This window comes from Bacteroides sp. 14(A) (assembly GCF_000526555.1).
Lineage (GTDB): Bacteria > Bacteroidota > Bacteroidia > Bacteroidales > Bacteroidaceae > Bacteroides > Bacteroides cellulosilyticus.
In genome coordinates this window covers 691,837-717,843 of the sequence record NZ_JAGH01000005.1, presented here as the reverse complement: position 1 = coordinate 717,843, position 26,007 = coordinate 691,837, and the positions used below count along the sequence as shown (strand labels likewise).

Below are 26,007 nucleotides of genomic sequence, written 5' to 3'. Positions count from 1 at the left end.
CGTTGATTTTTATACCCCTCCCGATTTTTTAGAATGGGTAACCTACTGCAAAGTGGAAAGCAAAGTCACGTCCGAAGTCAGGACGCAGAATGGGATAACGATCCTTTCCCTTTTCAGGGTTAATAGCCTTCATACCACCATCAAAGCGAAGTACAAAGAAATCCAGATCCAGACGTAATCCCACACCGTAAGCTACGGCTATTTGCTTATAAAACTGGTCGAACTTGAATTTACCCCCCGGTTGATCCTGATATTCGCGAATCGTCCAAATATTTCCCGCATCTACAAACAAAGCACCTCTGAACTTCCAGAATAAACGTGTGCGGTATTCTATACTGGCATCCAGCTTGATGTCACCCGACTGGTTCATGAAGTTACCTTTTTCATCGGAGAAAGTACCGGGACCAAGACTACGTACCGACCATCCGCGTACACTGTTTGCTCCACCCGAGAAATAACGTTTCTCGAAAGGAATCATCCGTGCGTTTCCGTAAGGAATGGCAATACCTCCCCCAATATGAAATGCAATGGAGTTACGGTTATCGATGACGATATTTTTGGCAAAGTCCAGGTCACCTTTTATATATTGTGCATACGGAATATTCAAGATAGTGTATTCATCCTGATCATTTTTCTTTAAGTTGCTCATTTTAGAAAGCACATACAGGAGATTTCCCGCAGACTCAAAGTTAAAACGTATACTATAAGAATTACCAATCACTGCATTGTTCATCAATGCTTGTCCTGCGCTGTTATAGATATAGCTGTACCCGGTACGAACAATCAAACGGTCTTTATAGTTATACTCCAGCAGATAGTTCTTCTCATCGTTCAGGAAATTGTTTTTAAACTCGGGTTCTATCCACGGCATATACAAATAGTTGATGTCCAGCAAGTCTATACGATGCTGCGAACGCTGTCGCTGCAAACCCCATTTATAACTCCATGAACCGGATGCAACGATGCGTGTAAACTCGGGACGCATCTGATAATTATATTGCAGCCCGAATTCTGTGGTTGCCCTTATCTTCCGCTTAAAGTCATTGGATATGAACGGAAACATGAAGCGGGGAAAGTTTATACTGGTTTCCATACCGAGTTCCGTATAGTTGTCATTCTTATACCCTAAACCGGAAACAGCTTCGTAAGCTCCGCGAAGCTTAACCAGAAAAGTTTCGGAACCTCTGAATACATTGCGATTCTGAAAAGATACAGATGCTGCGGCACCCAAATCACCCGCAGAGTTCGTTCCTTCCAGTTCGAAAGATACAGACTGATGTTTGTTCTTCGTCAGCATAACATAGGCATTCAGCTTTGCGCTATCATTTACCTGTGTTTCGAAGAAACGTACATTGGTATATTTCAATACCGGCAGACGTCCGAAGTTGGAGTAAGTGCGTTGCACATCCTGTTCATTGTAAAGTTCTCCCGGAGTTATCCGCAGATTATCAGTCAAAACTTTAGGACGCAGGTACAATTTATCTTTATAATATATGGGAACCCCTTTATAGTGTATTGAATCATTGATTTCCACACTACTGAGAGCTGAAGATTGCAGCACGTCATAGTCCGCAATGAAATTCACTTTATTAATCGTATACTGTGGATGATCCTGCAATTCAGCACCGGAATGCTGTCTGTATCGTGCCAGATGCAAGGTTAGATCCACCTGATAAGTGCCACGTACCGTATCTGCCGTATAAGAAATATAATCTTTATTGAATTTATAATAACCGTTGCGAAGCAGGTTACCCGTGATCCGTTGGCGTTCACTGTCCAGTATGTTGGCATTGAAGTACATACCTTCGGATAAATAGGTCGATGCAGAATCTTTCTGCATATATTCCCAGATTTTTTCATCCTGAACATCATATTTCAGGCTACGGACAATATACGGCTCTCCGGTGTTTACTTTATAAGCCAGTTTTACCTTTTTCTTCTTGATTTTGGGAATGTACTCTACGGTAGCACCCATGTACCCCATATTCTGAACGGCTTTCGTCATTTCCTCCCGTGAACGTTCGGTTTCTTCCTTACTATAGATAACGGGGGCATCTCCCAGCCTGCGTAAAGCCCGGTTCACCCAGCGGGTAGAATCACGTCCTGACCAGTTGTAAACATACAGCTGGGTTTTAATCAGACTAAACCATTTGGAGTTCGGATTTTGCCGTACATATATGGACAAATTAGAAGGCTTCACATTTTTATTATCAGTATGTATGCGCACTTCATCCAGCAAGTATGAACCATCCGGCACATATTTGGTGGTCGAGCAGGAAGCTAATGTAAGTATGGCAGCAGTAAGTAGTGCGTAGTGGAAGCCTTTCTTCATACCAGAATTAATAAATTGCGCATAATTGACTACAAATATAAATCTATTTTTTCTTTTCCGAAATAAAAAACCGGATGAAGTGTGTTCCGTTTTTTGATTATATAGAAATAATCACGTACTTTTGCCAAACGATAACATTTAAGCTATGGCACTGAGCAAAAACCGCATCAAATATATCCACTCGTTGGAGCTGAAGAAGAATCGTAAAACAGAAAAAGTCTTTCTGGCAGAGGGTCCTAAACTGGTAGGCGATTTGTTAGGACATTTTCCCTGCCGTTTTCTGGCAGCTACGCCCGAATGGTTATCGCAACATCCCAAGCTTCCGGTAGAAGACGTCTCGGAAGTGTCTGATGAAGACCTTTCCCGTGCCAGCTTATTGAAAACTCCCCAGCAAGTACTTGCCGTATTCGAGCAGCCGGAATATGAAACGGATGCTTCCGTTATCAGCCATTCACTCTGCCTGGCGCTGGACGATGTACAAGATCCGGGAAATCTGGGCACTATCATTCGCTTGGCAGACTGGTTTGGTATAGAGCATATCTTCTGTTCCCCGAACACCGTAGATGTATATAATCCAAAGACGGTCCAAGCCACCATGGGAGGCATTGCCCGTGTGAAACTGCACTATACTTCCCTGCCCGACCTCATTCAAAGCCTGAAGGATATACCAGTTTATGGCACTTTCCTCGATGGAGAAAATATGTACACACAGAAATTATCATCCAACGGATTGATTGTGATGGGTAATGAAGGCAACGGAATCGGGAAAGAAGTAGAGCAACTCATAAACCGCAAACTTTATATTCCCAATTATCCCGCAGAGAGAGAAACGTCCGAGTCACTGAATGTGGCAATTGCTACCGCAGTAGTCTGTGCCGAGTTCCGCCGACAGGCAGCATCGTTGTAAAATCGAAAGGATAAAGTAGATAAGCATTTATTCCGGAAGGAAACGTTTCTTGGCAGAAAACTTCCGGAAGTTCCTGTAATACTTCATTTGCTTTCTGAAATATACCGGAGTACCCTTCGAAAATATCTTCTTCATTATTTAATAAAGCAATGACTCCGGGAAACCATTCCACTCCTTCAATCTCCTCTGTCAAGGGAAAGGCGGACACGACTTGTCCTTCTTCCACTCCTACCACATATTGTTTGAGATAACCATGTCCGGGCAGAAAAATAAAGTGTGAAGCAAATCGTTTGATCATCAGGGATTATCTTTACGGAATTGAACGTGCTCCGGATTATCCAATTTCTTCAGTGTAGGTTCCGAAGATGGACGAGGACGGGTAGCATCACGTCTGCGCGGATTATCATTTATCTTTTCTTCCACAGGTTTCAGTTCCTCTTTCTTGAGTTCCTGAGGTTCTATTTTCTCTGTCTTAACAGAATCTTTCTGAATAGAATCATTCTTAGCAAACGACAGTGTATCCGTAGCATGATAACGCATCAGTGAAATGCGATCGGTCAGCAATGTACGGGTAGCCTGTGCTGCAGGATAATAGATATACCCACGTATTTCCCGGATTTCTCCCAACGTATCGGCAAAGAGGGAAACCGTTTCCATACCCGATTTATATACTTTCTGAATATCACTGATTATGCTGTCCTTATAGACAATCTGCATAGCCATGACAGGAGCATATAAGGAATCAGGCGCACCGTTGTGGAAGCGGAAACGAACGTTCCACCGCAAAGTATCGCGGTCTTTAAAGTTGGTATCTGAGGGTAAAACGAAAGTAATCTTGTTGTCCATCGGCATACCTGTCAGCTGATAGATACGTTGCCATGCCCATACATCAATACTGTCACCCGGAAGACTTTCCTTCGGCTTATTGTCACGTATGGCAATTAAATGGTTGACAGCATCCCGCTCCGCTTTCAGCCTTGCGTTTACTTTCTCATAAATCTTGGTGAGTACTTCCGGATTACGCGTGAACCAAACCATTGAAGAGTCAAATTCGGCTTGCGTAATGCCATGCTTTTTAAACACCGATTCAATGTACAACACTCTTTTATAGCCATCGGTATAAGGAACTTCTTCCCCCATAGCCTTTGCTATATGGTAGTCATAAAGCACATTTTCCATCTTAGCATCCGATATAACCACCTTCGGTCTTTTCACCTGACAGGCTGTCAAACAAGATGCTAACAGGAATATGCTAAACCATTGAATTCGACGCAGACCTTTCATGATTTCTTTATTGCATGATAAGAGTCATTTAAATATTTGCTGTAAAATAATAACAGGGCAATGATACCACAACTGATAGCGGCATCGGCAAGGTTGAATATCGGGCTGAAGAATATGAAATGATCCCCACCTACCAACGGCATCCATTGAGGCCAGTTCGTATCAATGATAGGGAAATAGAACATATCCACCACCTTTCCGTAGAACAAAGGAGCATATCCTCCGCCTTCCGGCAGGAATGAAGCTATCTGCGAATGTGTACTCTCATTGAACAACACACCATAGAATACACTATCGATGATGTTACCCAACGCTCCTGTAAGAATGAGAGATACGCATATGATATAGCCTGTCTTCAAGCCCTGCTTGATTATTCTCGTCAAATACCACCCTATCGCTCCTACTGCAACAATACGGAACAAGGTAAGGAATAACTTACCGAATATTTCCATACCGAACGCCATACCGTTATTCTCGGTAAAGTAAATATAAAACCATGTAGGCGGTTCTGCATCTACCATGCCCAGCTTCTCATAAAGCCATTTTATGGCGTTTTCGCTCTGATGCCAATACATGTGAGTCTTGACATAGATCTTGATTATCTGGTCAGCAATTAATACCGAGAAAATAACGAGCAGCGCAATGCGACCTTTCGTGAGGTATTTGTTCATCCTTACTTCTTACCGTTATTTTTGGCCTCAATGCTCAGTGTAGCATGGGGCACAGCACGTAAACGTTCGGCAGGAATCAACTTACCTGTTTCACGGCAAATACCATACGTTTTGTTCTCGATGCGTACCAATGCGGCCTGCAAACCCTGGATAAACTTCAACTGACGTTGAGCCAGGCGTGTCGTTTCTTCTTTGGACAAGGTGTTGGCACCTTCTTCCAAAACTTTGTACGTAGGAGACGTATCGTCGGTATCATTACCGTCGGCTCCGGTTAAACTGGCTTTCAGCAATTCATAATCGCGTTGTGCCAATTCTAACTTCTCATTAATAATGGCGCGGAATTCTTCCAATTCAGCATCCGAGTATCTTGTTTTTTCTGCCATAACTTTACGTGTTAAATCGTTAGTATTATTATTCTTTTACAACGCTTACGTACAGGGAGAAATCGTCAAAGTTAAGTTCCGTGCCGTTTTCCACCTCATCGGTCAGCGTCAGTGAGGTTCCTAAAACCTGGTTACAAATATAGTCTTTATATTCGTTTACCGCATCATCTGTTTGCTGATTTTTTGATAATGTAATCTTTATTTTGTCTGTTATCTCCAAACCGCTTGACTTGCGGATATTCTGAATACGGTTAACCAGTTCACGGGCAATACCTTCGCGGCGAAGTTCTTCTGTTACGGTTACATCCAGGGCAACAGTCAGCTTTCCTTCGTTGGCAACCAGCCATCCCGGAATGTCTTCACTGAAGATTTCTACGTCAGCGGCTTCCACAACCACATCCGTACCATCCAGTTGCAAAGTATAAGAACCGTTCTTTTCCAGTTCGGCAATAGCTTCCTGTGACATTTCTGCTACAGCGGCAGCTACGGCTTTCATTTGCTTGCCAAATTTCGGTCCCATCTTCTTGAAGTCACATTTCACTTTCTTTACCAGCACACCGGCGGCACCGTCTACGAACTTGATATCCTTCACGTTCACTTCGCTCATGATAAGTGCTTTTACTGCTTCGATGTGGGCACGTTGTTCCTCGTCCACTACCGGTATCATGATACATTGCAGCGGTTGGCGTACTTTGATGTTCACCTTGCGGCGCAAAGCCAATACCATGGAAGTTACGTCTTGTGCCATTTGCATGCGGACTTCCAGTTCCTTGTCTATCATGTCCTCCTTATATTCGGGGAATTTAGCCAAGTGTACGGATACCACGTTGTCGCGTCCCGTTGCGGTAACCAAGTCCATATAGAGCTTGTCGGCATAGAACGGAGCGATGGGCGACATCAATTTGGCAACGGTTTCCAGACAAGTGTACAGAGTCTGGTATGCAGATAACTTATCCTGCGTAAATTCACCACCCCAGAAACGTTTACGGTTCAGACGAACGTACCAGTTGGAGAGGTTGTCATTTACGAAGTCGGATATCAGACGTCCGGCCTTTGTCGGCTCGTATTCGCTATAGCAAGTATCCACTTCTTTCACCAGTGTATTCAGTACAGAGAGTATCCAACGGTCGATTTCAGGGCGTTCAGCCATCGGCACGTCAGCTTTCTTGTATTCGAATCCGTCTACATTGGCGTAGAGGGAGAAGAAAGAATACGTATTATATAATGTACCGAAGAATTTACGACGAACTTCTTCGATACCGTCTACGTCGAATTTCAGGTTATCCCACGGAGAAGAATTGGTGATCATGTACCAGCGCAAGGGGTCGGACCCGTATTTCTCGATAGTTGAGAAGGGATCTACACCATTGCCCAGACGCTTGGACATCTTGTTACCATTCTTGTCAAGTACCAATCCGTTAGAGATAACAGCTTTGTAAGAGATGGTATCGAATACCATTGAAGCAATTGCATGGAGCGTAAAGAACCAACCGCGAGTCTGGTCCACACCTTCGGCGATAAAGTCGGCGGGGTAAACCTGGTGGCTATCCAGCAATTCTTTGTTCTCGAACGGATAGTGGATTTGTGCATACGGCATGGCACCGGAATCGAACCATACGTCTATCAGGTCCGCTTCACGCTTCATGGGCTTGCCGTCTTTGGATACGAGGATGATATCATCCACATACGGACGGTGCAAGTCTATCTTATCATAATTTTCTCCATTGTACTCACCGGGTACGAAACCTTTATCCTTATAAGGATTGGACTTCATGAATCCGGCAGCTACGGATTTCTCTATTTCATTATAAAGCTCTTCAACCGAACCGATGCAGATTTCCTCGCTGTTGTCTTCCGTACGCCAGATAGGCAGCGGAGTACCCCAGTAACGTGAACGGCTCAGGTTCCAGTCATTTAGATTTTCCAGCCACTTGCCAAAACGTCCCGTACCGGTGCTTTCCGGTTTCCAGTTGATCGTCTTGTTCAGCTCTATCATGCGGTCTTTGCAAGCGGTAGAGCGGATGAACCAGCTATCCAACGGATAATACAATACCGGTTTGTCCGTACGCCAGCAGTGCGGATAATTGTGCACATGCTTCTCTATCTTGAACGCCTGGTTGTTGGCTTTCATCATCATGCAGAGACTTACGTCGAGACTTTCGTCCTGATCTGTCAGATTCGGATCGTAATCGTTCTTCACGAAACGACCTGCATATTCCTTATATAAGTCTACGTTTACGCGTTCTTTCACGAAGTTTTCGTCCAGTTCGTCCAATTTATAGAACTTACCGGTCAGGTCCACCATCGGGCGGAGTTCACCTTTCTTATTGATGAGTTGCAACGGTGGAACACCGGCGGCTTTCGCTACCTGGGCATCGTCGGCACCGAATGTCGGAGCGATATGTACGATACCTGTACCATCCTCCGTAGTCACATAGTCACCTGAGATTACACGGAATGCACCTTCACCCGGATTCACCCAAGGTATCAGTTGCTCATATTCCATACCTACAAGTTCCGGACCTTTATATTCTCCTACAATTTTGAACGGTATCAGCTTATCTCCCGGTTTGTAATCTTCCAGGGCGATGTCTTCCGCTTTCTTATTGAAGTGCGTGTAGAGCAAAGCTTTGGCAAGTACAACGGTGATTTTCTCTCCGGTGTATCCGTTGTAGCTTTGTACGGCTACATAGTCTATCTTCGGGCCTACGCAAAGCGCGGTATTTGAAGGCAATGTCCACGGAGTCGTGGTCCATGCTAAGAAGTACGGAGTTCCCCACTCTGCCATTTCCGGCTTCGGATTCTTCATCTTGAATTGTGCCACACAGGTCACATCCTTCACGTCACGGTAGCAACCGGGCTGGTTCAATTCGTGTGAGCTCAGTCCTGTTCCGGCAGCGGGAGAATACGGCTGTATGGTGTATCCTTTATAAAGATACCCTTTTGTATAGAGTTGCTTCAACAGCCACCACAAGGTTTCGATGTAGCGGTTGTCGTAGGTGATATAAGGATCGGTCATGTCTACCCAATACCCCATCTTGTGAGTCAGATCTTCCCATTCTTTGGTGAACTTCATCACATCTTTGCGGCAGGCAGCGTTATAGTCGGCTACGGAGATCGTTTTACCGATATCTTCCTTGGTGATACCCATTGCTTTTTCCACACCCAGTTCCACAGGAAGTCCGTGTGTGTCCCAGCCGGCTTTACGTTTCACCAGGAAACCCTTCATGGTTTTGTAACGGCAGAAAATATCTTTGATGGAGCGAGCCATTACGTGGTGAATGCCCGGCATACCGTTGGCAGAGGGCGGTCCTTCATAAAAAACGAAAGAAGGACAGCCTTCACGTTCTGTCATACTCTTGGCGAAAACCTGGTTCTCGTCCCATTTCTTCAACACTTCCGCGTTTACCTTTGAGAGGTCGAACTGCGAATATTCGGCAAACTTCTTACCCATCTTATTTGCAATTTAACTATTTACAATTTAACGATTAAGGAGGCACTTTGAGACGTGCTAAAGCGACCCTCCTTATTTTAAGGGTGCAAAGTTACAAAAAAGTTAGAGAAAAGATATTATTGAATAGAAAAAAACATATCTAAATGGAATGAGACAAACAGAATACGAATACAATATGCTATTTTTGCAAAAAATAAAAGGCTGATATTTATGGAACAATTAGATGTATTCGACTGCTCAAACGTGCTTATAGCAAGTTACTTCACCGATGACCGGGGATGTGCTCACGAGAACAGGGAACATACGCTCATTTATCTCTGTTCCGGAGAACTGGAAATTGAAGAACGGGGGAAGAAAACCGTTTTGCATCCGGGAGACTGCGCCTTTATGCGGCGCGACAACCGGATGTGGTTACAAAAGAAAGTTGAGGATGATAAACCGTACCGCTCTGTCGTGCTGAAATTTTCAAGGGCTTTTCTGAGAGAATTTTACCAGTCACTCAACCGTCAGCAACTCCCGACTGATTCCAAACGCGAAAAAGTAAGCCTGCGTGTACTGCCAAGCAACAGGCCGGATATCCGGTCGCTGTTCGAATCGGTCATTCCCTATTTCGATGCGGGCAAAAAGCCATCGGAAGAAGTACTGAAACTGAAGATGATAGAAGGAGTCTACATCCTGCTCAACACTGATCATAATCTCTATGCTTCACTGTTTGATTTCGTCGAACCGTGGAAAATAGACATTCTTGACTATCTGAATGAAAATTATATGTGCGATCTCTCGATGGAAGAAATTGCGAGTTATACCGGACGTAGCTTGGCTACCTTTAAGCGGGACTTTGCCAAAGTAAGCGACCTTACGCCGCAGAAATGGATTATCAAACGACGTTTGGAAACAGCACATGAGTTAATTAAGTCGGGGAAAAAGAAAGTAACGGAGGCTTGTTTTGATGTAGGCTTCAAGAATTTGTCGCATTTTTCCAAAATATATAAGGAAAATTACGGAGTTGCGCCATCTTGGTAAGATGAGCTTTATAACAAAATGTTTTGAGCCTCGTAGCAAAGTTGTTGCGGGGCTCTCTTCGTAAATTTGCACCCGAACATTAAAACATCAGAATCATGGAAGAAATGAATAAAATGAATCTCAGTCGCCGCGGATTCCTTAAGACGGCGGCATTAGCGGGTGCAGCATTGGCCATGCCCGGCGGATTAGATAACGTTTTTGCCGCCGGAACGAAACAACAACCGGAAACATCGGGCAAGGATACTGATGCCGCACATATTACGGGCCATCGCGTATTGGGTACCGGTAAGGCAGCCTTTGAGGTTTCGGCCCTCGGTTTCGGTGTGATGGGCATGACCTATAACCGCAGTCAGCATCCGGACAAGAAGCAATGTATCCGGTTATTGCATGAAGCGGTGGATCGTGGGGTGACACTTTTCGATACAGCCATCATCTACGGGCCGCTGAATAATGAAGAATTGGCAGGGGAAGCCTTATCTGAGTTTAAAGGAAAAATCAACGTAACCACCAAATTCGGACATGAAGTGATCAATGGCAAGGGAACCGGTAGACAAGACAGCCGTCCGCAGACGATTCGTCGTTATTGTGAGGAATCACTCCGTCGCCTCCGACTCGATTCGTTGCCGATGTTCTATCAGCACCGTGCCGATCCGAATGTATCAGCAGAAGAGGTGGCATCGACTATTGCCGATCTGATGAAAGAGGGCAAGGTACAACACTGGGGAATGTGTGAGGTCAGTCCTGAGACTATTCGTAAAGCCCATGCAGTATGTCCGCTCACTGCCATTCAGAGCGAGTATCACTTGATGCACCGTCTTGTGGAGGATAACGGAGTGCTTGATACCTGTCGGGAATTGGGCATTGGTTTTGTTCCATATAGTCCGATTAATCGCGGCTTTTTGGGCGGCTGCATTAACGAGTATACGGTTTTTGATTCGAACAACGACAACCGTCAGACTTTGCCGCGTTTCCAACCGGAAGCGATGCGGGCAAATATGCGCATTGTAAATACACTGCAAGCCTTCGGCCGTACACGGGGCATGACTTCGACGCAGGTAGCACTTGGCTGGTTGTTGCAGAAAGCGCCGTGGATCGTACCGATTCCCGGAACGACGAAATTGTCGCACTTGGAAGAGAACTTGCGCACGCTGGAATTTGCCCTTTCGCCTGAAGAGTGGGAAGAGCTGGAAAAGGCAGTTGCTACCATTCCGGTGGTGGGAGACCGTTATAATGCCGAACAGCAACGGCAGGTAGAACGTTGAGAAAAGATTCTACTCACTTTATTTTGGCCGATTCTATCGTTTTTACGCAATTTATACTTATTTTTGCCTGTCGCAATTATTTATTCACCCAAACAAAACATCAAAAACAATAGTATGGACAAAGATCTAAAAAAGGTTGTGGTGCTTCTGGCACACCCCAACATGGAAAACTCACAAGCCAATAAAGCCCTGTTTGATGCCATAAAGGATATAGAAGATGTGGCTGTTTTTAATTTATACGAGATGCCGGATGAGGATATCCTCAATATGGATGCATGGAGCCGGATTATATCTCATGCCAATGCGGTGATATATCAGTTCCCATTTTATTGGATGTCGGCACCATCTTTATTAAAGAAATGGCAGGACGGGATATTTACCTATTTGGCAAAAACTCCGGCAGTAGCCGGTAAACCTTTGTTGGTGGCTACCACTACCGGTTCTGAATTTGATGCGTACCGAAGTGGAGGAAGAAATCGCTTCACGGTGGATGAACTTTTGCGTCCTTATCAGGGTGGTGCTGTGCATGCAGGGATGGTATGGCAGACTCCTTTCGTGGTGTATGGTATGGGAACACCCGATGCGGAAAAGAATATTGCCCTGGCAGCGGATCTTTATAAAAAACGGGTGATGGCACTTATCGGGAAAGATAAATCGGAAGATAGCTGGTAAAGTGTAAAGTATCAGCCAAAACACTTGATTTTGCCTTTACGATGTTGTATCTTTGTAGAAGCTTTAAGCTGAGTTTTATTATAAACCTAAACCTTTAGTAAAATGGCAAAAGTTATTCTTTCTTTTTCGGAAACCTCTAAATGGTGCATTTATTTGACAGATATTTTATGTAAGATAGGCTGTCTGCCGGATAACTATAGGTGGTTCGCTCGTTAGCAAATTAAATAGATTATAGTTATTTCAGATGTTTGGCATCTGGAATAATAATAGGCAAAAAAGAAAATAAGGTGGTATTTCCTCACAAGGATTTGCCACCTTTTTTGTTGATTTATATTTGGGTTAGGGTTTAAAGCTCATTTTTGCGCTGTTAATAAACGTTGGATACGTTCTTAAAAAACGTTCCGGTTATTCTTTAAAAACGCTGTTTACGGTTATTAATGGAATGTTTTATATGTTATGATTTCAGAATCTTCTTATCAATTGATTTATTCATCAAAAATTAAAAAGAACTATTTTTACATAGTGGTTTCCTTGCCAAAAACTATCAAACTAAAATATTTCTTCATTAGATATTATCTTTCTACTTTTGCATAAAACTTTATAATAATGGGACAATTTAATGAGTATATGGAGCGTCTTGATTTCTCTGTCTTCAAAAAAATATTTATAGAGAAAGGTAGAATACGTCGCTACAAGAAGAATGAATATTTCCTGAATAAGGGAGACAAACATTCCTATATAGGTTTTATTTTAGACGGAACTTTTAGATATACTTGTATTGACAATAATGGCAATGAACATGTGGTTGCCTACAATTTCTCTAATGAACCATTAGGAAATTATTCTGCATTCCAAAAGAAAGAATATGCCCTGCTGGATATACAAGCTGTGACAGACAGCGCTGTTTATTTGTTATCCCATTCTGATGTAAACGAATTCTATAGCTCAAATATGGAAGCACAACAACAAGGCAGAATCTTAGCCGAAGAGCTACTATATGTTGCATGGAATAATATTATTTCAGCGTATAGAGCTACTCCGGAAGAACGATATAAAGAACTCTTGCAAAGATGTCCAGACTTGCCCAACCTAATAACTCTTAAAGAATTGGCTTCGTATATAATGGTAACGCCCGAAACATTGAGTCGCATACGTAAAAGAATTCTATTGGAATAAGTCTTGACCTCAATCAAGACTTTTATTTTTTCTTCTGCTTAGTTTTGTCTCATATTACTAAAACAATAATAATATGGAGACAAAGAAAATACAAATTGATAACGATCTGTGTTCTAAATGTGGCAAGTGTGTAAAAGCCTGCTTGAAAAATGTATTATCCCAAGAGAGTAAAAAAGCAGATATAAGAATCTGGAATATCACACAATGCGACTCGTGTGGTGCCTGCATCAAAGTTTGTAGAAGAAAAGCCCTTGAAATAGAAGGTATATCTTTGAGTAAAAAGCCTTTCAGCGAACAAGTGAAAAGAAAAGGACTGGCATTCTCGCTCATACTTTTCCCCATGATGTTATTAGCAGGTTTCTTGATGCACCCACATTTGGAACAAATGAAGATGATATTTACTGCACAAGATTTAGTGGAACGTTTTCATTATAATTCTTATTATCACATCGGACATTTAATCGTCATGTTCTCAGTTCCTTTTATAATGGTTTCAATGATAGGTATCATGAATAACCTACAATTTTCTGGAAAGGTTTGGGGATTTTGGGGTTGTATCATTGGAGTGTTCGGGGCATTTATTTTAGCTGTAGATAAAGGAGCTCTATGCCTGGTTTTGTCGGCATTTGATACGCTTCCGGAAGCAGACTTTATCAAAATCAGTCCGTTTTTGCAAGTCATTGTTGATAAGGCAGGATTGTTGAAAGTCTGCTATCTACTTCCCCTATTACCTATCGGTGCAATCATTCAAGGTATAGGATTAATAAAAGAAAAATGCATAAAAAGATGGCAGGGTATATTGATGATTGCAGGCTTATTGCTCCTGAACAACCCTGACATAGAGTTAATAAGCACTATTGGAACATTATTAATGTGCTTTGGATATTTCCCTATCGGTATAAGGGCTTTGCACAATACATTATGATTAAAGGAGATTAAAGAATAAGTAAGCCATAAATTGTAAGGCAAGATTTTCTAAAATAAATCCTCCTCCCTTTGGATAGTGTCTGAAATATGCACTACCTTTGTCGCCAAAGCAAAAACATTGCATGTGAAAAGGTTACTTTCCAACATTGTAAAGTATGTACTGATAGTAGTATTTGTTTATTACTACGTAGGAAACACAGCCTTTGTCCATACACATATAGTCGATAATTTTCTCGTAACTCACTCCCACCCCTACCTTCCGGGTATGCACCATTCGCACACGGAGGCACAGTGGGAAACCGTTTCCTGGTTTAATTTATTATGCCTGGACAGTTCGCATGAGTTACCGATAGTTCCCTTTATTTTATTTTTCCTAAGTTTCATCTTCTTGTTGCATGGAGCAAACCGGATTGTTCGCACGGCCCGGTCTTTCCATTTACGTTCTCCACCCTGTCATGTATGCTGAGAACAGATTTTGTTATTTAAGTTTCGTATGTAGCCTGAAAGGCAGAGCATATGCGAAACCTTAATCTGTTATTCCCAAAATACATGAAGAAAAACGAGTTCTTATCATAACGACAAAGAAATGAAATACATATATTTATTGTGCCTGACCGGCATGATGTGCTATGCCTGTACCGGTCAGCAAAAAGAACAGGAAAACCAGGAATTTTCTGTCTCAGGAGATACTATTGTGGTATCTTCGGAATCCCCCATCGCCAAGAAACTGAAAATAAGCGAAGTTCAGAAAGAATTGCATGAAACAACATTCACAGTTTCGGGCATCGTGAAAGCCATCCCCAATCATTATGCAGAAATAGCCTCTCCGTTTGCAGGACGGGTGACGCGCTCCTTTATCCGTCTGGGACAAAAAGTGGATAAAGGCAGTCCTCTGTTTGAAATCAGTTCGCCCGACTTTTTTGAAACCGGAAAAGTCTACTACCAGGCAAAGCAGGAAATGGAACTGGCTTCCAAGAATCTGCGCCGCGAACAGGACTTGTATGCACACAAAGTAAGTGCGCAAAAAGAAGTGGAAGAAGCCGAAGTGAACTATGAATTGAAAAAGAAAGATTATGAAAATGCGTTGGCTGCGCTGAAAGTATTCCAGATAGAACCGGATCAGTTAGTACTGGGTCAGCCTATGATTGTCCGTTCACCCATTTCCGGTGAAATAGTGAAGAATAACATTGTAATCGGGCAATTCATGAAAGACGATGCCGATCCGGTGGCCGTGGTAGCCGATCTGAATGAAGTATGGGTAGCTGCCAATGTGAAAGAAAAAGATATGTCCCTGCTCTCTTCACTGAAAAAGGTGGAAATATCCCTGGTATCGCAATCAAATCAGACCTTCAGCGGTACAATCTATCATATCAACGAAATGCTGGATGAAGATACGCGTTCGGTAGAAGTATTAGTGGCATGCGATAATAAAGAGCGACTGATGAAGCCTGCCATGTATGCCACAGTAAAACTGACTGACGAACCTGCTGAAAGCATTCTGATCCCGACTTCCGCCATTTTGCAGGAAGAAGAACAGGCGTATGTACTGGTCTCTTCGGGCAACAATAAATTCCTGAAACGGAAAGTGGAAACTTCTGCTACGGATGGCGACAAGAGTGTCATTACTTCCGGCCTGCAATCCGGAGAAAAGTATGTTTCAGACGGTGCTTTCTATCTGCTGAACGCCAACTAAACACCGGGGTTACATAGTATGAAGAAGTTGATTTTTCTGGCGATACATCGTCGAGGACTGATGTTCGTATTATTTGCCTTCATTGCCGTGGTGGGTTACTATTCATGGACAAGACTGGCAATAGATGCTTATCCGGATATTGCGGATACCACCGTACAGATTGTGACACAAGTGCCGGGACTGGCTGCCGAAGAGATAGAACAGCAAATCACGATTCCCATTGAACGGGCCGTAAACGGTCTGCCGGGACTGAACGTGATGCGAAGCAAAAACACTTTCGGACTGAGCACCGTGGTACTGGTGTTTGATGACGGAATTGATGACTACTGGGCACGCCAGCGTGTGCAGGAGCGCTTGGTAGATGTAGAATTACCTTATGGTGCCGTACCGGGGCTGAATCCCCTGACCTCGCCCACCGGAGAGATATTCCGCTACGTCATTGAAAGCGATAATCTGGACCTGCGTGAGATCACCGATTTGCATAAATGGGTGATTATCCCTCGGTTGAAGCAAGTGACAGGCGTAGCCGATGTAAGCAACTACGGCGGCATCACTACCCAGTATCAGATCGAGCTGAATCCACGTAAGATGGAAGAGTACGATATTTCCCTTTCTGACGTGACCGAAAAAGTTGAAATGAACAATGTGAACGCCGGAGGAAGTATGTTGAGCCGGGGTGATCTGAGTTACGTGATTCGCGGTATCGGTCTGGTGAAGGATTTGAAAGATTTAGGACGTATCGTTATCAAAACGGATAATGGAGTACCTGTGTATCTGGATGATATCGGAAAACTGAAATATGGCAGCCTGGAGCGCAAGGGTGTACTGGGCTTTTATGATGGCAAACGTAATTTCTCTGACGGCGTAGAAGGCATCGTGCAAATGTTGCGCGGTCAGAATCCCTCGCAAGTGCTCGAAGGAGTACATGCCGCTATTGACGAACTGAATAACGAAGTACTGCCCAAGGGTACACACATCCATCCTTTTATGGATCGCACAAACCTGGTGGATATGACCTTACACACAGTTTCGCATACACTGTTTATGGGTATGATCCTGGTGATAGTGGTACTGATTCTCTTTTTAGGAAGCTGGCGGGGTGCATTGCTCGTTGCCGTCACTATTCCCCTATCGCTACTGATAGCTTTTATCCTGATGCACGTGACGGATATACCTGCCAACCTGCTTTCATTGGGAGCTATTGACTTCGGTATCCTGGTAGACGGCTCTATCGTGATGATGGAAACGATTCTGAAGAAGCGTGAACGGCATCCCGATGAAGTATTGGAAGAAGATTCCATCTTACGACGTACAACGGAAGTCGCCCGCCCTATCTTCTTCTCTATCCTTATTATTATAACCGCTTATTTGCCCTTATTTGCCTTCGAACATATCGAGAAGAAATTGTTTACACCGATGGCATATACAGTGGGATATGCACTGATAGGTGCTCTGTGTGTAGCATTGTTTCTAATTCCGGGACTGGCATATATGGCTTACCGTAAGCCTCGGAAAGTATATCATAACCGTTGGTTGGAAAAATTGCAGATGCTGTATCACGCACAAGTGGTTCGTGTAATTGACTGCCCGAAAGCCGTATTGGGAGTATTGGCAGGAATCCTGGTTTTAGCAGGTGTTTTGAGCTATACAGTGGGAAAAGATTTCCTTCCTCCCTTAGACGAAGGGGCTATCTGGATTCAGGTACAATTGCCTCCGGGTATCTCTATCGAGCGTTCCAAAGAGATGGGAGCTGAATTAAGAAATAAGTTGGGGCAGTTTCCGGAAGTGTCGTACGTAATGACACAGGTGGGACGTGACGATGAAGGTGCAGAAGCCTTTTCCCTTTCGCACATCGAGTGCGGTGTAGGATTGAAACCTTACGATAGCTGGACTACAGGACGCAATAAAGCCAAGCTGATTGAAGCGATGAATGATACGCTCATGACCATGCCGGGATATTCGGTAGGTTTCTCCCAGCCGATTATTGACATGGTGATGGACCAGATAGCAGGTGCGCACAGTGATCTTGCACTGAAGATATACGGGGAAGATATCACGGAAACGCGTCATATTGCCGATAAGGTTGTCAATGTCATCAAGCAGATACCGGGCGCGACGGATGTTGCCGTAGATCAGGAACCTCCCCTTCCCCAACTTCAGATTATAGCAGACCGTGACCGTATTGCCCAATACGGATTGAATGTCTCGGACGTGGCCGATCTGATAGAACTCGCCATTGGCGGCAAGGCCATTTCACAAATCTTTGTAGGTAGCAAGTCGTATGACGTCATCTGCCGTTTCAGCGAAGAGACGCGCAATACACCGGAACGCATCGGAAACCTGATGCTGACTTCGGGCACAGGCGCCAAGATACCATTGAGTCAGGTTGCGGAAATCAAACTGACCACAGGGGCAAGTACCATTTCACGCGAGATGAATAAGCGCCACCTTACAATCCGTGTCAACCTGCGTGGTATCGACCTGACTTCTTTCTTGCAGAAAGCGAACAGGATGATTGATGACCAGGTGAAATACAATCACGAAGATTTTCATCTGAAATGGGCGGGACAGTTTGAAAACCAGCATCGTGCATACAATCGTTTGGGCGTGGTAGTTCCGTTGGCATTGGGCATTATGTTACTGCTATTGTTTGCCGCCCTCGGCAAATTCCGGCAGGCGGCTTTATTGATGTGTATCATTCCGTTGGCACTCTTCGGAGGTATGCTTGCACTGAATGTACGGGGAATGACACTGAATGTATCTTCTGCCGTAGGCTTCATTGCGTTGATTGGTGTAGCTATTCAGAATGGAGTGATTATGATTTCTCATATCAATAATTTGCGCGAACGGGGGCGCGACTTGCGCGATGCCGTAGTTACCGGTGTGCGTCATCGTTTCCGTCCCATTCTGATGACAGCTACCGTTGCTGTGCTGGGTTTGCTTCCGGCATCCCTGAGTACGGGAATTGGTTCCGATGTACAGCGTCCGCTGGCAACGGTTATTGTATACGGATTGCTGTTTGCTACTGTGGTGACACTGTATATTCTCCCCACTTTATATTATATGATGGAAAAAAAGGAAGATAAAAAGGATGAAAATGAAAAGATATAATATTGCGTTGTTTACCCTTATTGTTTGTGCCTGTTCAGTGCAGGCACAGACTGTAGAACCGATTACTTATAAGCAGTATATGCATAAAGTAAGTGCCGACAATCTGGAATATGCAGCGGAGAAGATGAATGTCAGCGCCGCACATGCAGATGTGATAGCTGCCAAGGTATTTGATGATCCGTCGCTCTCTTTTACTTATTCCAACAATGAAGATCATACTTTGCAAATGGGGCAAAGCTATGAACTGGAACTTTCGCAGAACGTAACTTTAGGAAGACGTACGGCCGGCATCAAGTTGGCACGCAGCCAAAATGAACTGGCGGAGATTGTGCTGGATGATTATTTCCGGAATTTACAGGCGGACGCCACCATTGCTTATCTGGAAGTAATGAAGCAAAAACAACTCTGTGACATCAAGAGAAGTGCATGGAGCAATATGTACGACCTGGCGAAATCCGATAGTATTCGTCTGGCATCCGGCAAGATCATGGAAGTGGAAGCGATACAAAGCAAGTTGGAAGCAGACATCATGTATAACGAGGTGCTGCAAGCTGAGACGGACTTAAAGCAGGCATATCTGCAACTGTCCCTCTTTGTCGGAACCACAGTTACAGATACGCTGTTTCATCCGGTGGAAGAACTGAAAAAGCCGGCACAGGTATTTGTGCTGAACGGATTGATTGAGGGAGTTATAGAACATCGTTCTGATTTACTGGCAGCTTTGAAGAATACGGAGGTTGCACGCCGTGAACTGATTCTGGCTAAGCGTGAAAAGCGTCCTGATGTGGAGTTTTCATTAGGATGGAGTCATAACAAGCGTGTACGCAATGAAGAAGCACCTGCCCCGGCATTCAATGGAGTCAGTGCGGGGATTGCGATTCCTTTAAACTTCTCTTCTCTGAACAGAGGTGCGGTCAATGCTGCCCGTTTCCGTGCTCGCCAGGCAGAATTGCAATATGAGCAAATGTGCTTGCAGGTACAACGGGAAGTTATGGGAGCTTATCAGCAATTCCAATCGCAGGCACTTCAAGTGAAACATTACGAAGGCGGAATTCTGAAACAGGCGCAGGATGTGCTTGAAGGGAAAATATACAGTTATAACCGGGGCGAAGTTTCTCTGCTGGAAATACTGAATGCACAACGGACGTATGATGAAGTTCAGGCGCAATATATAGAAACGCTGTTTAATTATAATGCGGCACTCGTCGAGCTGGAACGCAGCTGCGGAATTTGGGATATAAAGGGATAAATTGTTGATAATATAAAAATGAGGGTATGTAAACTTTTACAATATCCTCATTTTTTGTATCATTGCAAATATAATTCTCTAAAGAACATACTATTATGAAAACTAGATTTTTATTATTTGCCGTATTTCTATTGGTGTGCAGCACTGCATTCGGTCAAGACAGTGATAATGCGAAGTTTATTGAGGTTACCGGAACTTCGGAAATAACCCTTGTGCCCGACGAGATTCATTATCTTATCGAGATTAAAGAATATTGGGAAGAGGAATTTGACGGAAAGTCCAAACCGGAGAATTATCGGACCAAAGTACCACTGACCGGAATAGAGCGAAATTTGAGAGCTGCCTTGCGAAAGATCGGGATTCCGGAAGACGCCATCCGTACACAAGAAGTAGGTGACTATTGGCGTGAACGCGGACTTGAATTCCTGGTATCCAAACGGTTTGATATCACATTGACCGATTTTAGTCAGATAGATGAGATTCTAAAGGTTATCGACACGAAAGGTGTCAACTACATGCGTATCGGAGAACTGAAAAACAAGGATATGCAGGTCTATCGGCAACAAGGCAAAATAGAGGCACTGAAAGCCGCACAAAAGAAAGCTGAATATTTGGTGGAAGCATTAGGTAAACGCCTAGGAGGTGTCATTCGCATTGTCGAACCGCAGGAAAGTGCAGGTTATTCCCGGTATTTTGCAGCCCAGAGCAATGTAAGTTCATCACAGGCAGAAGCTTACGATGCTTTCCGTACGATAAAACTGAATTATTCGATGCTGGTGAGGTTCGAGATAAAGTAGAATCGTACGGAAAGCAACGAAAGACTCTATTTCTTCATCCTCACCTCATACAAGTCATTCCTCCTGTCTTTCAGATTGCGCACACTGCCGTAAGTATGCAATTCATTCAATAAATCCAGATCCACATCGGATACCAGTATCATTTCTGTATTCGGTGTGGCTTCTGCACGCTTGCCATCCGTCGGGAATGCAAAGTCGCAGGGAGTAAATACACCTGACTGTGCATACTGAATATCCATATTGTGCACGCGCGGAAGATTACCTACACTACCGGCAATGACAACGAAACATTCATTTTCGATGGCACGGGCATGGGCGCATACCTTTACACGTGAGTAAGCATTTTGCGTATCCGTCAGGAAAGGAACGAATAAAATCTGCATACCTTGGTCTGCCATAATACGGGATAATTCCGGAAATTCCACATCATAGCAAATCAGCACGCCGATCTTAGCACAGTCCGTATCGAATGTCTGCAAAGCCTTTCCGCCACTTAATCCCCAGCTTTTTATTTCATCGGGTGTGACGTGCAACTTCTCATACATCTCAAAACTACCATCGCGACGACAAAGGAAACCGACATTATACAAAAGTCCATCTTCTTTAATAAGCGGCATGCTACCCGTAATGATATTGATATTGTAACTGATAGCCAACTTTACAAATCGTTCTCTGATCTCCTCAGTATAAGCCGCCAGTCCGCGAATGGCCTGTGACTCCCCTTCATTATTGAATTTTGCCATCAGCGGGGCATTGAAGTATTCGGGGAAAAGAATGAAGTCACTCTTATAATCGGATACGGCATCCACAAAGAATTCTACCTGTTCAAACAGGTCATCCAGCGTTTGATAACTACGCATCTGCCACTGCACCAATCCTACGCGCACGGTGGTTTTCGGTGCAATATATTCTTCCGTAGGTTCCTGATAGTAAATGTTATCCCATTGCAACAGACAAGCATAATGCTTGGACTCTTCATCATTAGGCAGGTAATTGCGCATCACCTTGCGTACGTGGAAATCATTGGAAAGCTGAAAGGTCAATACGGGGTCGAAAATTTCTTTCTGCTTTACCTTATCTATATACTCTTTCGGGCGGAGTTGATCCGAGTATTTATAATAGTTGGGAATACGCCCACCGAACATAATAGCTTTCAGATTCAGAGTTTCGCAAAGCTCCTTGCGGTATTCGTACATACGGCGTGCCAGGCGAAGTCCACGGTATTGGGGATGAATAAAGACTTCAATACCATATAATATATTGCCTTTAGGATTATGGGTATTGAAGGTTTCTTTACCCGTCACCTGTGCATAAGTATGATCGTTCTTCACATCATCGTAATTCACAATGATGGAAAGTGCGCAGCCGACAATCTTTTCGTCTACCACGGTTACAATCTGTCCTTCGGGGAAAATTCGGATGAGTTTTTCAATTTGTTTGTGTGTCCAAAACACATCGCTGCCATCCGTATATACACGGGTGAATGATTGCGCCAGTTGCTCGTAGTCTTCTATCTGTAAATTACGCAACTGTACTTTGTTGATTTTCAATGAGTCCATAATGTCTCTTTTTTATACCAAAAGTTAAATCCGCTGCAAAGGTACGGTTTAAACTTATACATTGTCTCCCGGAATGCATATTTTTGTGAGAGACTGATTTTGCAATAAAAAAGAAATGAGGATTTAACACTTTAGGGATAAGAGTATTTTGCTTTTTTTATACTTTTGCATCGTTTTCTACAACTTTCTGTTTATTTCTTATTTAATTTTTTTAAAATCATGGCTAAAAAGATGTTATTCCTGTTTGTGCTTTTGCTTTCCCTTACAGGAATGCTCAAGGCACAGGTAACTACTGCCGGAATGAGTGGTAAAGTGATGGCTGACGAAGAATCTGTCATCGGCGCTACGGTTGTAGCCGTACACGAACCTTCCGGAACCAGTTACGGTACTGTTACCAATGTAGACGGACGTTTCAGTCTGCAAGGTATGCGCTCCGGTGGTCCTTACAAGGTGACGGTATCTTACATAGGTTATCAAACGGCAATCTATACAGGCATCCAGTTGCAACTGGGTGAAACTTATTCATTGAATGTAACCCTGCACGAAGCTTCGGAATTATTGGGAGAAATCACTATTACGGCCAGTAAGTCAAAGTTCAGTGCTGAAAAGACGGGAGCTACTACCAATATTTCTTCTGAACAACTCACCACATTGCCCAGCATTAACCGCAGTATCAGCGACTTTACCCGCATCTCTCCATATGCGTCAGGAAACAGTTTTGGAGGCCGTGACGGACGCTCCAATACGTTCACGGTAGACGGTGCGAACCTGAATAACAACTTCGGTCTGTCGTCCGGTTTGCCAGGCGGTGGAAATCCAATTTCACTGGATGCCATTGATGAAGTACAGGTTGTGATTGCCCCGTACGACGTGCGTCAGGCAAACTTTATCGGTGCAGGCATCAATGCCATTACGAAATCGGGTACAAACGCTTACAGAGGTAGCGCTTATATGTACTTCAACAATGAAGTGATGCGCGGTAACAAAATTGGTGATACTGATTTCGGTGTGCGTGCCGAAGAGTCCAAGACTGTTTACGGTGCTACATTTGGCGGTCCTATCATTAAAGACAAGCTGTTCTTCTTTGCAAATGTAGAGTATGAGAAGAGTCCGCAGCAAGTGATTACATGGCGTGCGGCAAAAGAAGGAGAAACTCCGAATAATTCTACGATTTCACGAACTACGGAAGCTGATCTGGCGGAATTTTCACAGATTCTGAAAGACAAATACGGATACAATACTGGTTCGTTCACAGATTTCCCAGCCGATGTCACCAACCTGAAGTTGCTGGGACGTATTGACTGGAATATCAATCAGGGAAATAAGTTGAGTGTACGCTATAACTTTACCAATAACAAAACCTGGGAAGCACCCAATGGAAGTTCGGGAAATACCGGGTATCGTTTGGCATACAACCGTGTTTCGGCATATTCCATGTCCTATGCAAACTCTTGCTATTCGTTGCAGAACATTGTGAACTCGGCTACCGCCGAATTGAACAGCCGTTTCTCTTCCAATATTTCCAATCAACTGTTGTTTACATACAGTGACATGAAGGATGAACGCGGTACGAACTCCAGCCCCTTCCCTTTCATTGATATTATGGCCGGATACTACGAAAACGGTAATCAGATATTAGAGCCTTACATGACTGCCGGTTACGAGTTGTTTACCTATAACAATCTGGTGAAAAATACGGTTATGACTATTGTGGATAACTTCACCTATTATCTGGGAGCTCATAAACTGACGGCAGGTATCAGCTACGAACGTCAGAAAGCCGGGAACTCGTATATGCGTAACGGAACCGGATATTATCGCTATTCCAGCTTCGAGGATTTCAAGAATGGAGCTGCACCTGAGTCATTTGCCTTGGCTTACGGGTACAATGGTAATACAAAACCTTCTGCGGACGTGAAATTCGGCCAGTTGGGTGTTTATCTGCAAGATGAATGGAACATACGCGATAACTTTAAATTGACCGCCGGTATACGTATGGATAATCTCAGTTTCCTGAATGATATTATGCGCAATCAGGCTATCTACGATCTGGACTTCAACGGTATGCATATTGATACGGGGGCATGGCCCGATAGCAAACTGCAATTTTCTCCGCGTGTGGGTTTCACCTGGGATGTGTTCAATGATAAGACTTTAAAAGTACGTGGTGGATCAGGCTTCTTCACCGGACGTATTCCTCTGGTGTTCTTTACCAATATGCCTACCAACTCGGGTATGATTCAAAATCTGGTAAGTATTACAACCAGATATAAGGATGGCGTTGTAACCAGTCGCGATCCCCGCCTGGAATTACTGAAAGGTAATATGATAACAGACGTAAACCAGATGATTTCCACATTAGGACTTCCTACCTCTATCAGTCCAGAAGAAGGTGTGTTGCCAAGCTCCGTAGTGGGTATAGATCCGGACTTCAAGATGCCGCAAGTCTGGAAAACCTCATTAGCTTTGGATTACCAGCTGCCTGTATCTTTCCCGCTGACGGTTACACTGGAAGGAATGTTCTCTAAAGATATCAATGCAGTACGCCAATACAATTACAATGTGCAGGCTCCGGATAAAGATACATGGTCACGTTTTAACGGACCGGATGATCGTTACATTTATCCTGAAAACTTCCTGCAACACACGAATATCAGTAATGCAAACGTATTGACCAACACTTCCAAAGGTTGGGGATGGACAGGCAACATCACCGTAATGGCAGAACCCGCCAAGAATGTGAACATTATGGCAGCCTATACTCATACCGAGTCAAAGGAAATCAGTGGTATGCCCGGTTCGGACGCTAACTCTGCCTGGACAAATGTTCCATCCATCAACGGACCGAACAGCTCGGGACTCATGCGTTCACAATATGTCACTCCCAACCGTGTAGTTGCTTCCATCAACTGGCGCGTACATTTGAATAAGAAGACATCTTCAAACTTCAGTCTCTTTTATAGCGGATATTCATCCAGTGGTTATAGTTTTATGTACTCTAATGATATGAATGGCGATGGTGTAACCAATGATCTTATTTATATTCCGAAGACTAAAGATGAAATCAAGTTCACGAGTGCCGAAGATGCAGATGCTTTCTGGAAGTTTGTGAATCAAGACCCTTATCTGAAGAAGCATAAAGGCGAATATGCCGAAGCTTATTCGGCACGTGCTCCTTGGGTACACCGCTTTGATTTCCGTTGGAGTCGCGACTTCTTCGTGAAGATTGGCAAAACTAAGAATACGCTGCAACTCAGCCTGGATATCCTGAATATAGGTAACTTGCTGAACAGTAAATGGGGTGTAACGAAAAACATGTCCGGCGCTAATGGTGGACGGATTCTGACCTATAAGGGTAAGGATGAGAGCAACACTCCTATTTTCTCGATGTACAAAGACAGTGATGGTAATTATCCTACCGGAAGCTTCACCCGAAACCTGAATTACAGCGAATGCTGGAAGCTTCAGATCGGTCTGCGATACGTATTCAATTAAAGCTTCAGAACG

The 26,007-nt window shown here is 43.8% G+C and carries 18 protein-coding genes; 11 read left to right on the top strand and 7 right to left on the bottom strand.

All coding sequences use genetic code 11. The annotated features are described in order from the left end of the window. Positions 1–28: 28 nt before the first annotated feature. Positions 29–2,332, bottom strand: a complete 2,304-nt coding sequence (locus tag K429_RS0125910; RefSeq protein WP_029328644.1) for a BamA/TamA family outer membrane protein — start codon at positions 2,330–2,332, stop codon at positions 29–31. Between the two features lie 145 nt (positions 2,333–2,477). On the opposite strand from K429_RS0125910, the gene K429_RS0125905 reads away from it, so the two are divergent. Beyond that, positions 2,478–3,239 (top strand): RNA methyltransferase, encoded by a 762-nt coding sequence (locus tag K429_RS0125905; protein WP_029328643.1) that lies wholly within the window; start codon positions 2,478–2,480, stop codon positions 3,237–3,239. Here the strand turns inward: K429_RS0125905 and K429_RS0125900 are convergent. Genes K429_RS0125900 through ileS form a run of 5 tightly spaced genes read right to left on the bottom strand, consistent with a single transcriptional unit; the run spans position 3,190 to position 9,031 of the window. After that, positions 3,190–3,537 (bottom strand): hypothetical protein, encoded by a 348-nt coding sequence (locus K429_RS0125900; RefSeq protein WP_052340683.1) that lies wholly within the window; start codon positions 3,535–3,537, stop codon positions 3,190–3,192. The genes K429_RS0125905 and K429_RS0125900 overlap by 50 nt on opposite strands. After that, entirely contained in the window at positions 3,537–4,523 is a 987-nt protein-coding gene (locus K429_RS0125895) for a DUF4296 domain-containing protein (RefSeq protein ID WP_029328641.1), read from the bottom strand. Before K429_RS0125895 ends, K429_RS0125900 begins: the two co-directional genes overlap by 1 nt. Next, positions 4,520–5,194, bottom strand: coding sequence for a lipoprotein signal peptidase (locus tag K429_RS0125890; RefSeq protein WP_029328640.1), 675 nt, complete (start codon positions 5,192–5,194; stop codon positions 4,520–4,522). Before K429_RS0125890 ends, K429_RS0125895 begins: the two co-directional genes overlap by 4 nt. A 2-nt stretch (positions 5,195–5,196) precedes the next feature. Next, positions 5,197–5,577: a TraR/DksA C4-type zinc finger protein gene (locus K429_RS0125885; RefSeq protein ID WP_007218473.1), complete on the bottom strand. Its 381-nt coding sequence runs from the start codon at positions 5,575–5,577 to the stop codon at positions 5,197–5,199. 28 nt (positions 5,578–5,605) lie between these two features. Next, entirely contained in the window at positions 5,606–9,031 is a 3,426-nt protein-coding gene (ileS, locus tag K429_RS0125880; RefSeq protein ID WP_029328639.1) for an isoleucine--tRNA ligase, read from the bottom strand. Between the two features lie 210 nt (positions 9,032–9,241). On the opposite strand from ileS, the gene K429_RS0125875 reads away from it, so the two are divergent. The 9 genes from K429_RS0125875 to K429_RS0125835 all read left to right on the top strand — a co-directional run bounded on the left by K429_RS0125875 (position 9,242) and on the right by K429_RS0125835 (position 20,941). Further along, positions 9,242–10,054: an AraC family transcriptional regulator gene (locus K429_RS0125875; RefSeq protein ID WP_029328638.1), complete on the top strand. Its 813-nt coding sequence runs from the start codon at positions 9,242–9,244 to the stop codon at positions 10,052–10,054. A 95-nt stretch (positions 10,055–10,149) separates the two neighbouring features. Then, the gene (locus K429_RS0125870; RefSeq protein ID WP_029328637.1) at positions 10,150–11,316 is read left to right on the top strand and encodes an aldo/keto reductase; all 1,167 of its coding nucleotides are present in this window, start codon (positions 10,150–10,152) and stop codon (positions 11,314–11,316) included. 114 nt (positions 11,317–11,430) lie between these two features. Then, entirely contained in the window at positions 11,431–11,988 is a 558-nt protein-coding gene (locus K429_RS0125865) for an NAD(P)H-dependent oxidoreductase (RefSeq protein WP_007218468.1), read from the top strand. A 606-nt stretch (positions 11,989–12,594) separates the two neighbouring features. Beyond that, entirely contained in the window at positions 12,595–13,164 is a 570-nt protein-coding gene (locus tag K429_RS0125860) for a Crp/Fnr family transcriptional regulator (protein ID WP_007218466.1), read from the top strand. A gap of 73 nt (positions 13,165–13,237) precedes the next feature. Continuing rightward, on the top strand, positions 13,238–14,089 hold the full coding sequence (locus K429_RS0125855) for an ATP-binding protein (RefSeq protein WP_029328635.1): 852 nt from the start codon (positions 13,238–13,240) through the stop codon (positions 14,087–14,089). A 588-nt stretch (positions 14,090–14,677) separates the two neighbouring features. Next, a complete protein-coding gene (locus K429_RS0125850; RefSeq protein ID WP_029328634.1) occupies positions 14,678–15,784 on the top strand; it encodes an efflux RND transporter periplasmic adaptor subunit in 1,107 nt (368 codons plus the stop codon). An 18-nt stretch (positions 15,785–15,802) separates the two neighbouring features. Beyond that, on the top strand, positions 15,803–18,895 hold the full coding sequence (locus K429_RS0125845; RefSeq protein WP_029328633.1) for an efflux RND transporter permease subunit: 3,093 nt from the start codon (positions 15,803–15,805) through the stop codon (positions 18,893–18,895). Next, positions 18,882–20,144: a TolC family protein gene (locus tag K429_RS0125840; protein WP_029328631.1), complete on the top strand. Its 1,263-nt coding sequence runs from the start codon at positions 18,882–18,884 to the stop codon at positions 20,142–20,144. Before K429_RS0125845 ends, K429_RS0125840 begins: the two co-directional genes overlap by 14 nt. A gap of 95 nt (positions 20,145–20,239) precedes the next feature. Then, positions 20,240–20,941 carry an SIMPL domain-containing protein gene (locus K429_RS0125835; protein WP_029328630.1) on the top strand — a complete coding sequence of 234 codons (702 nt, stop codon included), beginning with the start codon at positions 20,240–20,242 and terminating at the stop codon, positions 20,939–20,941. A gap of 26 nt (positions 20,942–20,967) precedes the next feature. On the opposite strand, the gene K429_RS0125830 is transcribed toward K429_RS0125835, so the two are convergent. After that, entirely contained in the window at positions 20,968–22,500 is a 1,533-nt protein-coding gene (locus tag K429_RS0125830; RefSeq protein WP_022210065.1) for a carbon-nitrogen hydrolase family protein, read from the bottom strand. A gap of 219 nt (positions 22,501–22,719) precedes the next feature. On the opposite strand from K429_RS0125830, the gene K429_RS0125825 reads away from it, so the two are divergent. Then, the gene (locus K429_RS0125825; RefSeq protein WP_029328628.1) at positions 22,720–25,995 is read left to right on the top strand and encodes a TonB-dependent receptor domain-containing protein; all 3,276 of its coding nucleotides are present in this window, start codon (positions 22,720–22,722) and stop codon (positions 25,993–25,995) included. Positions 25,996–26,007 lie beyond the last annotated feature (12 nt).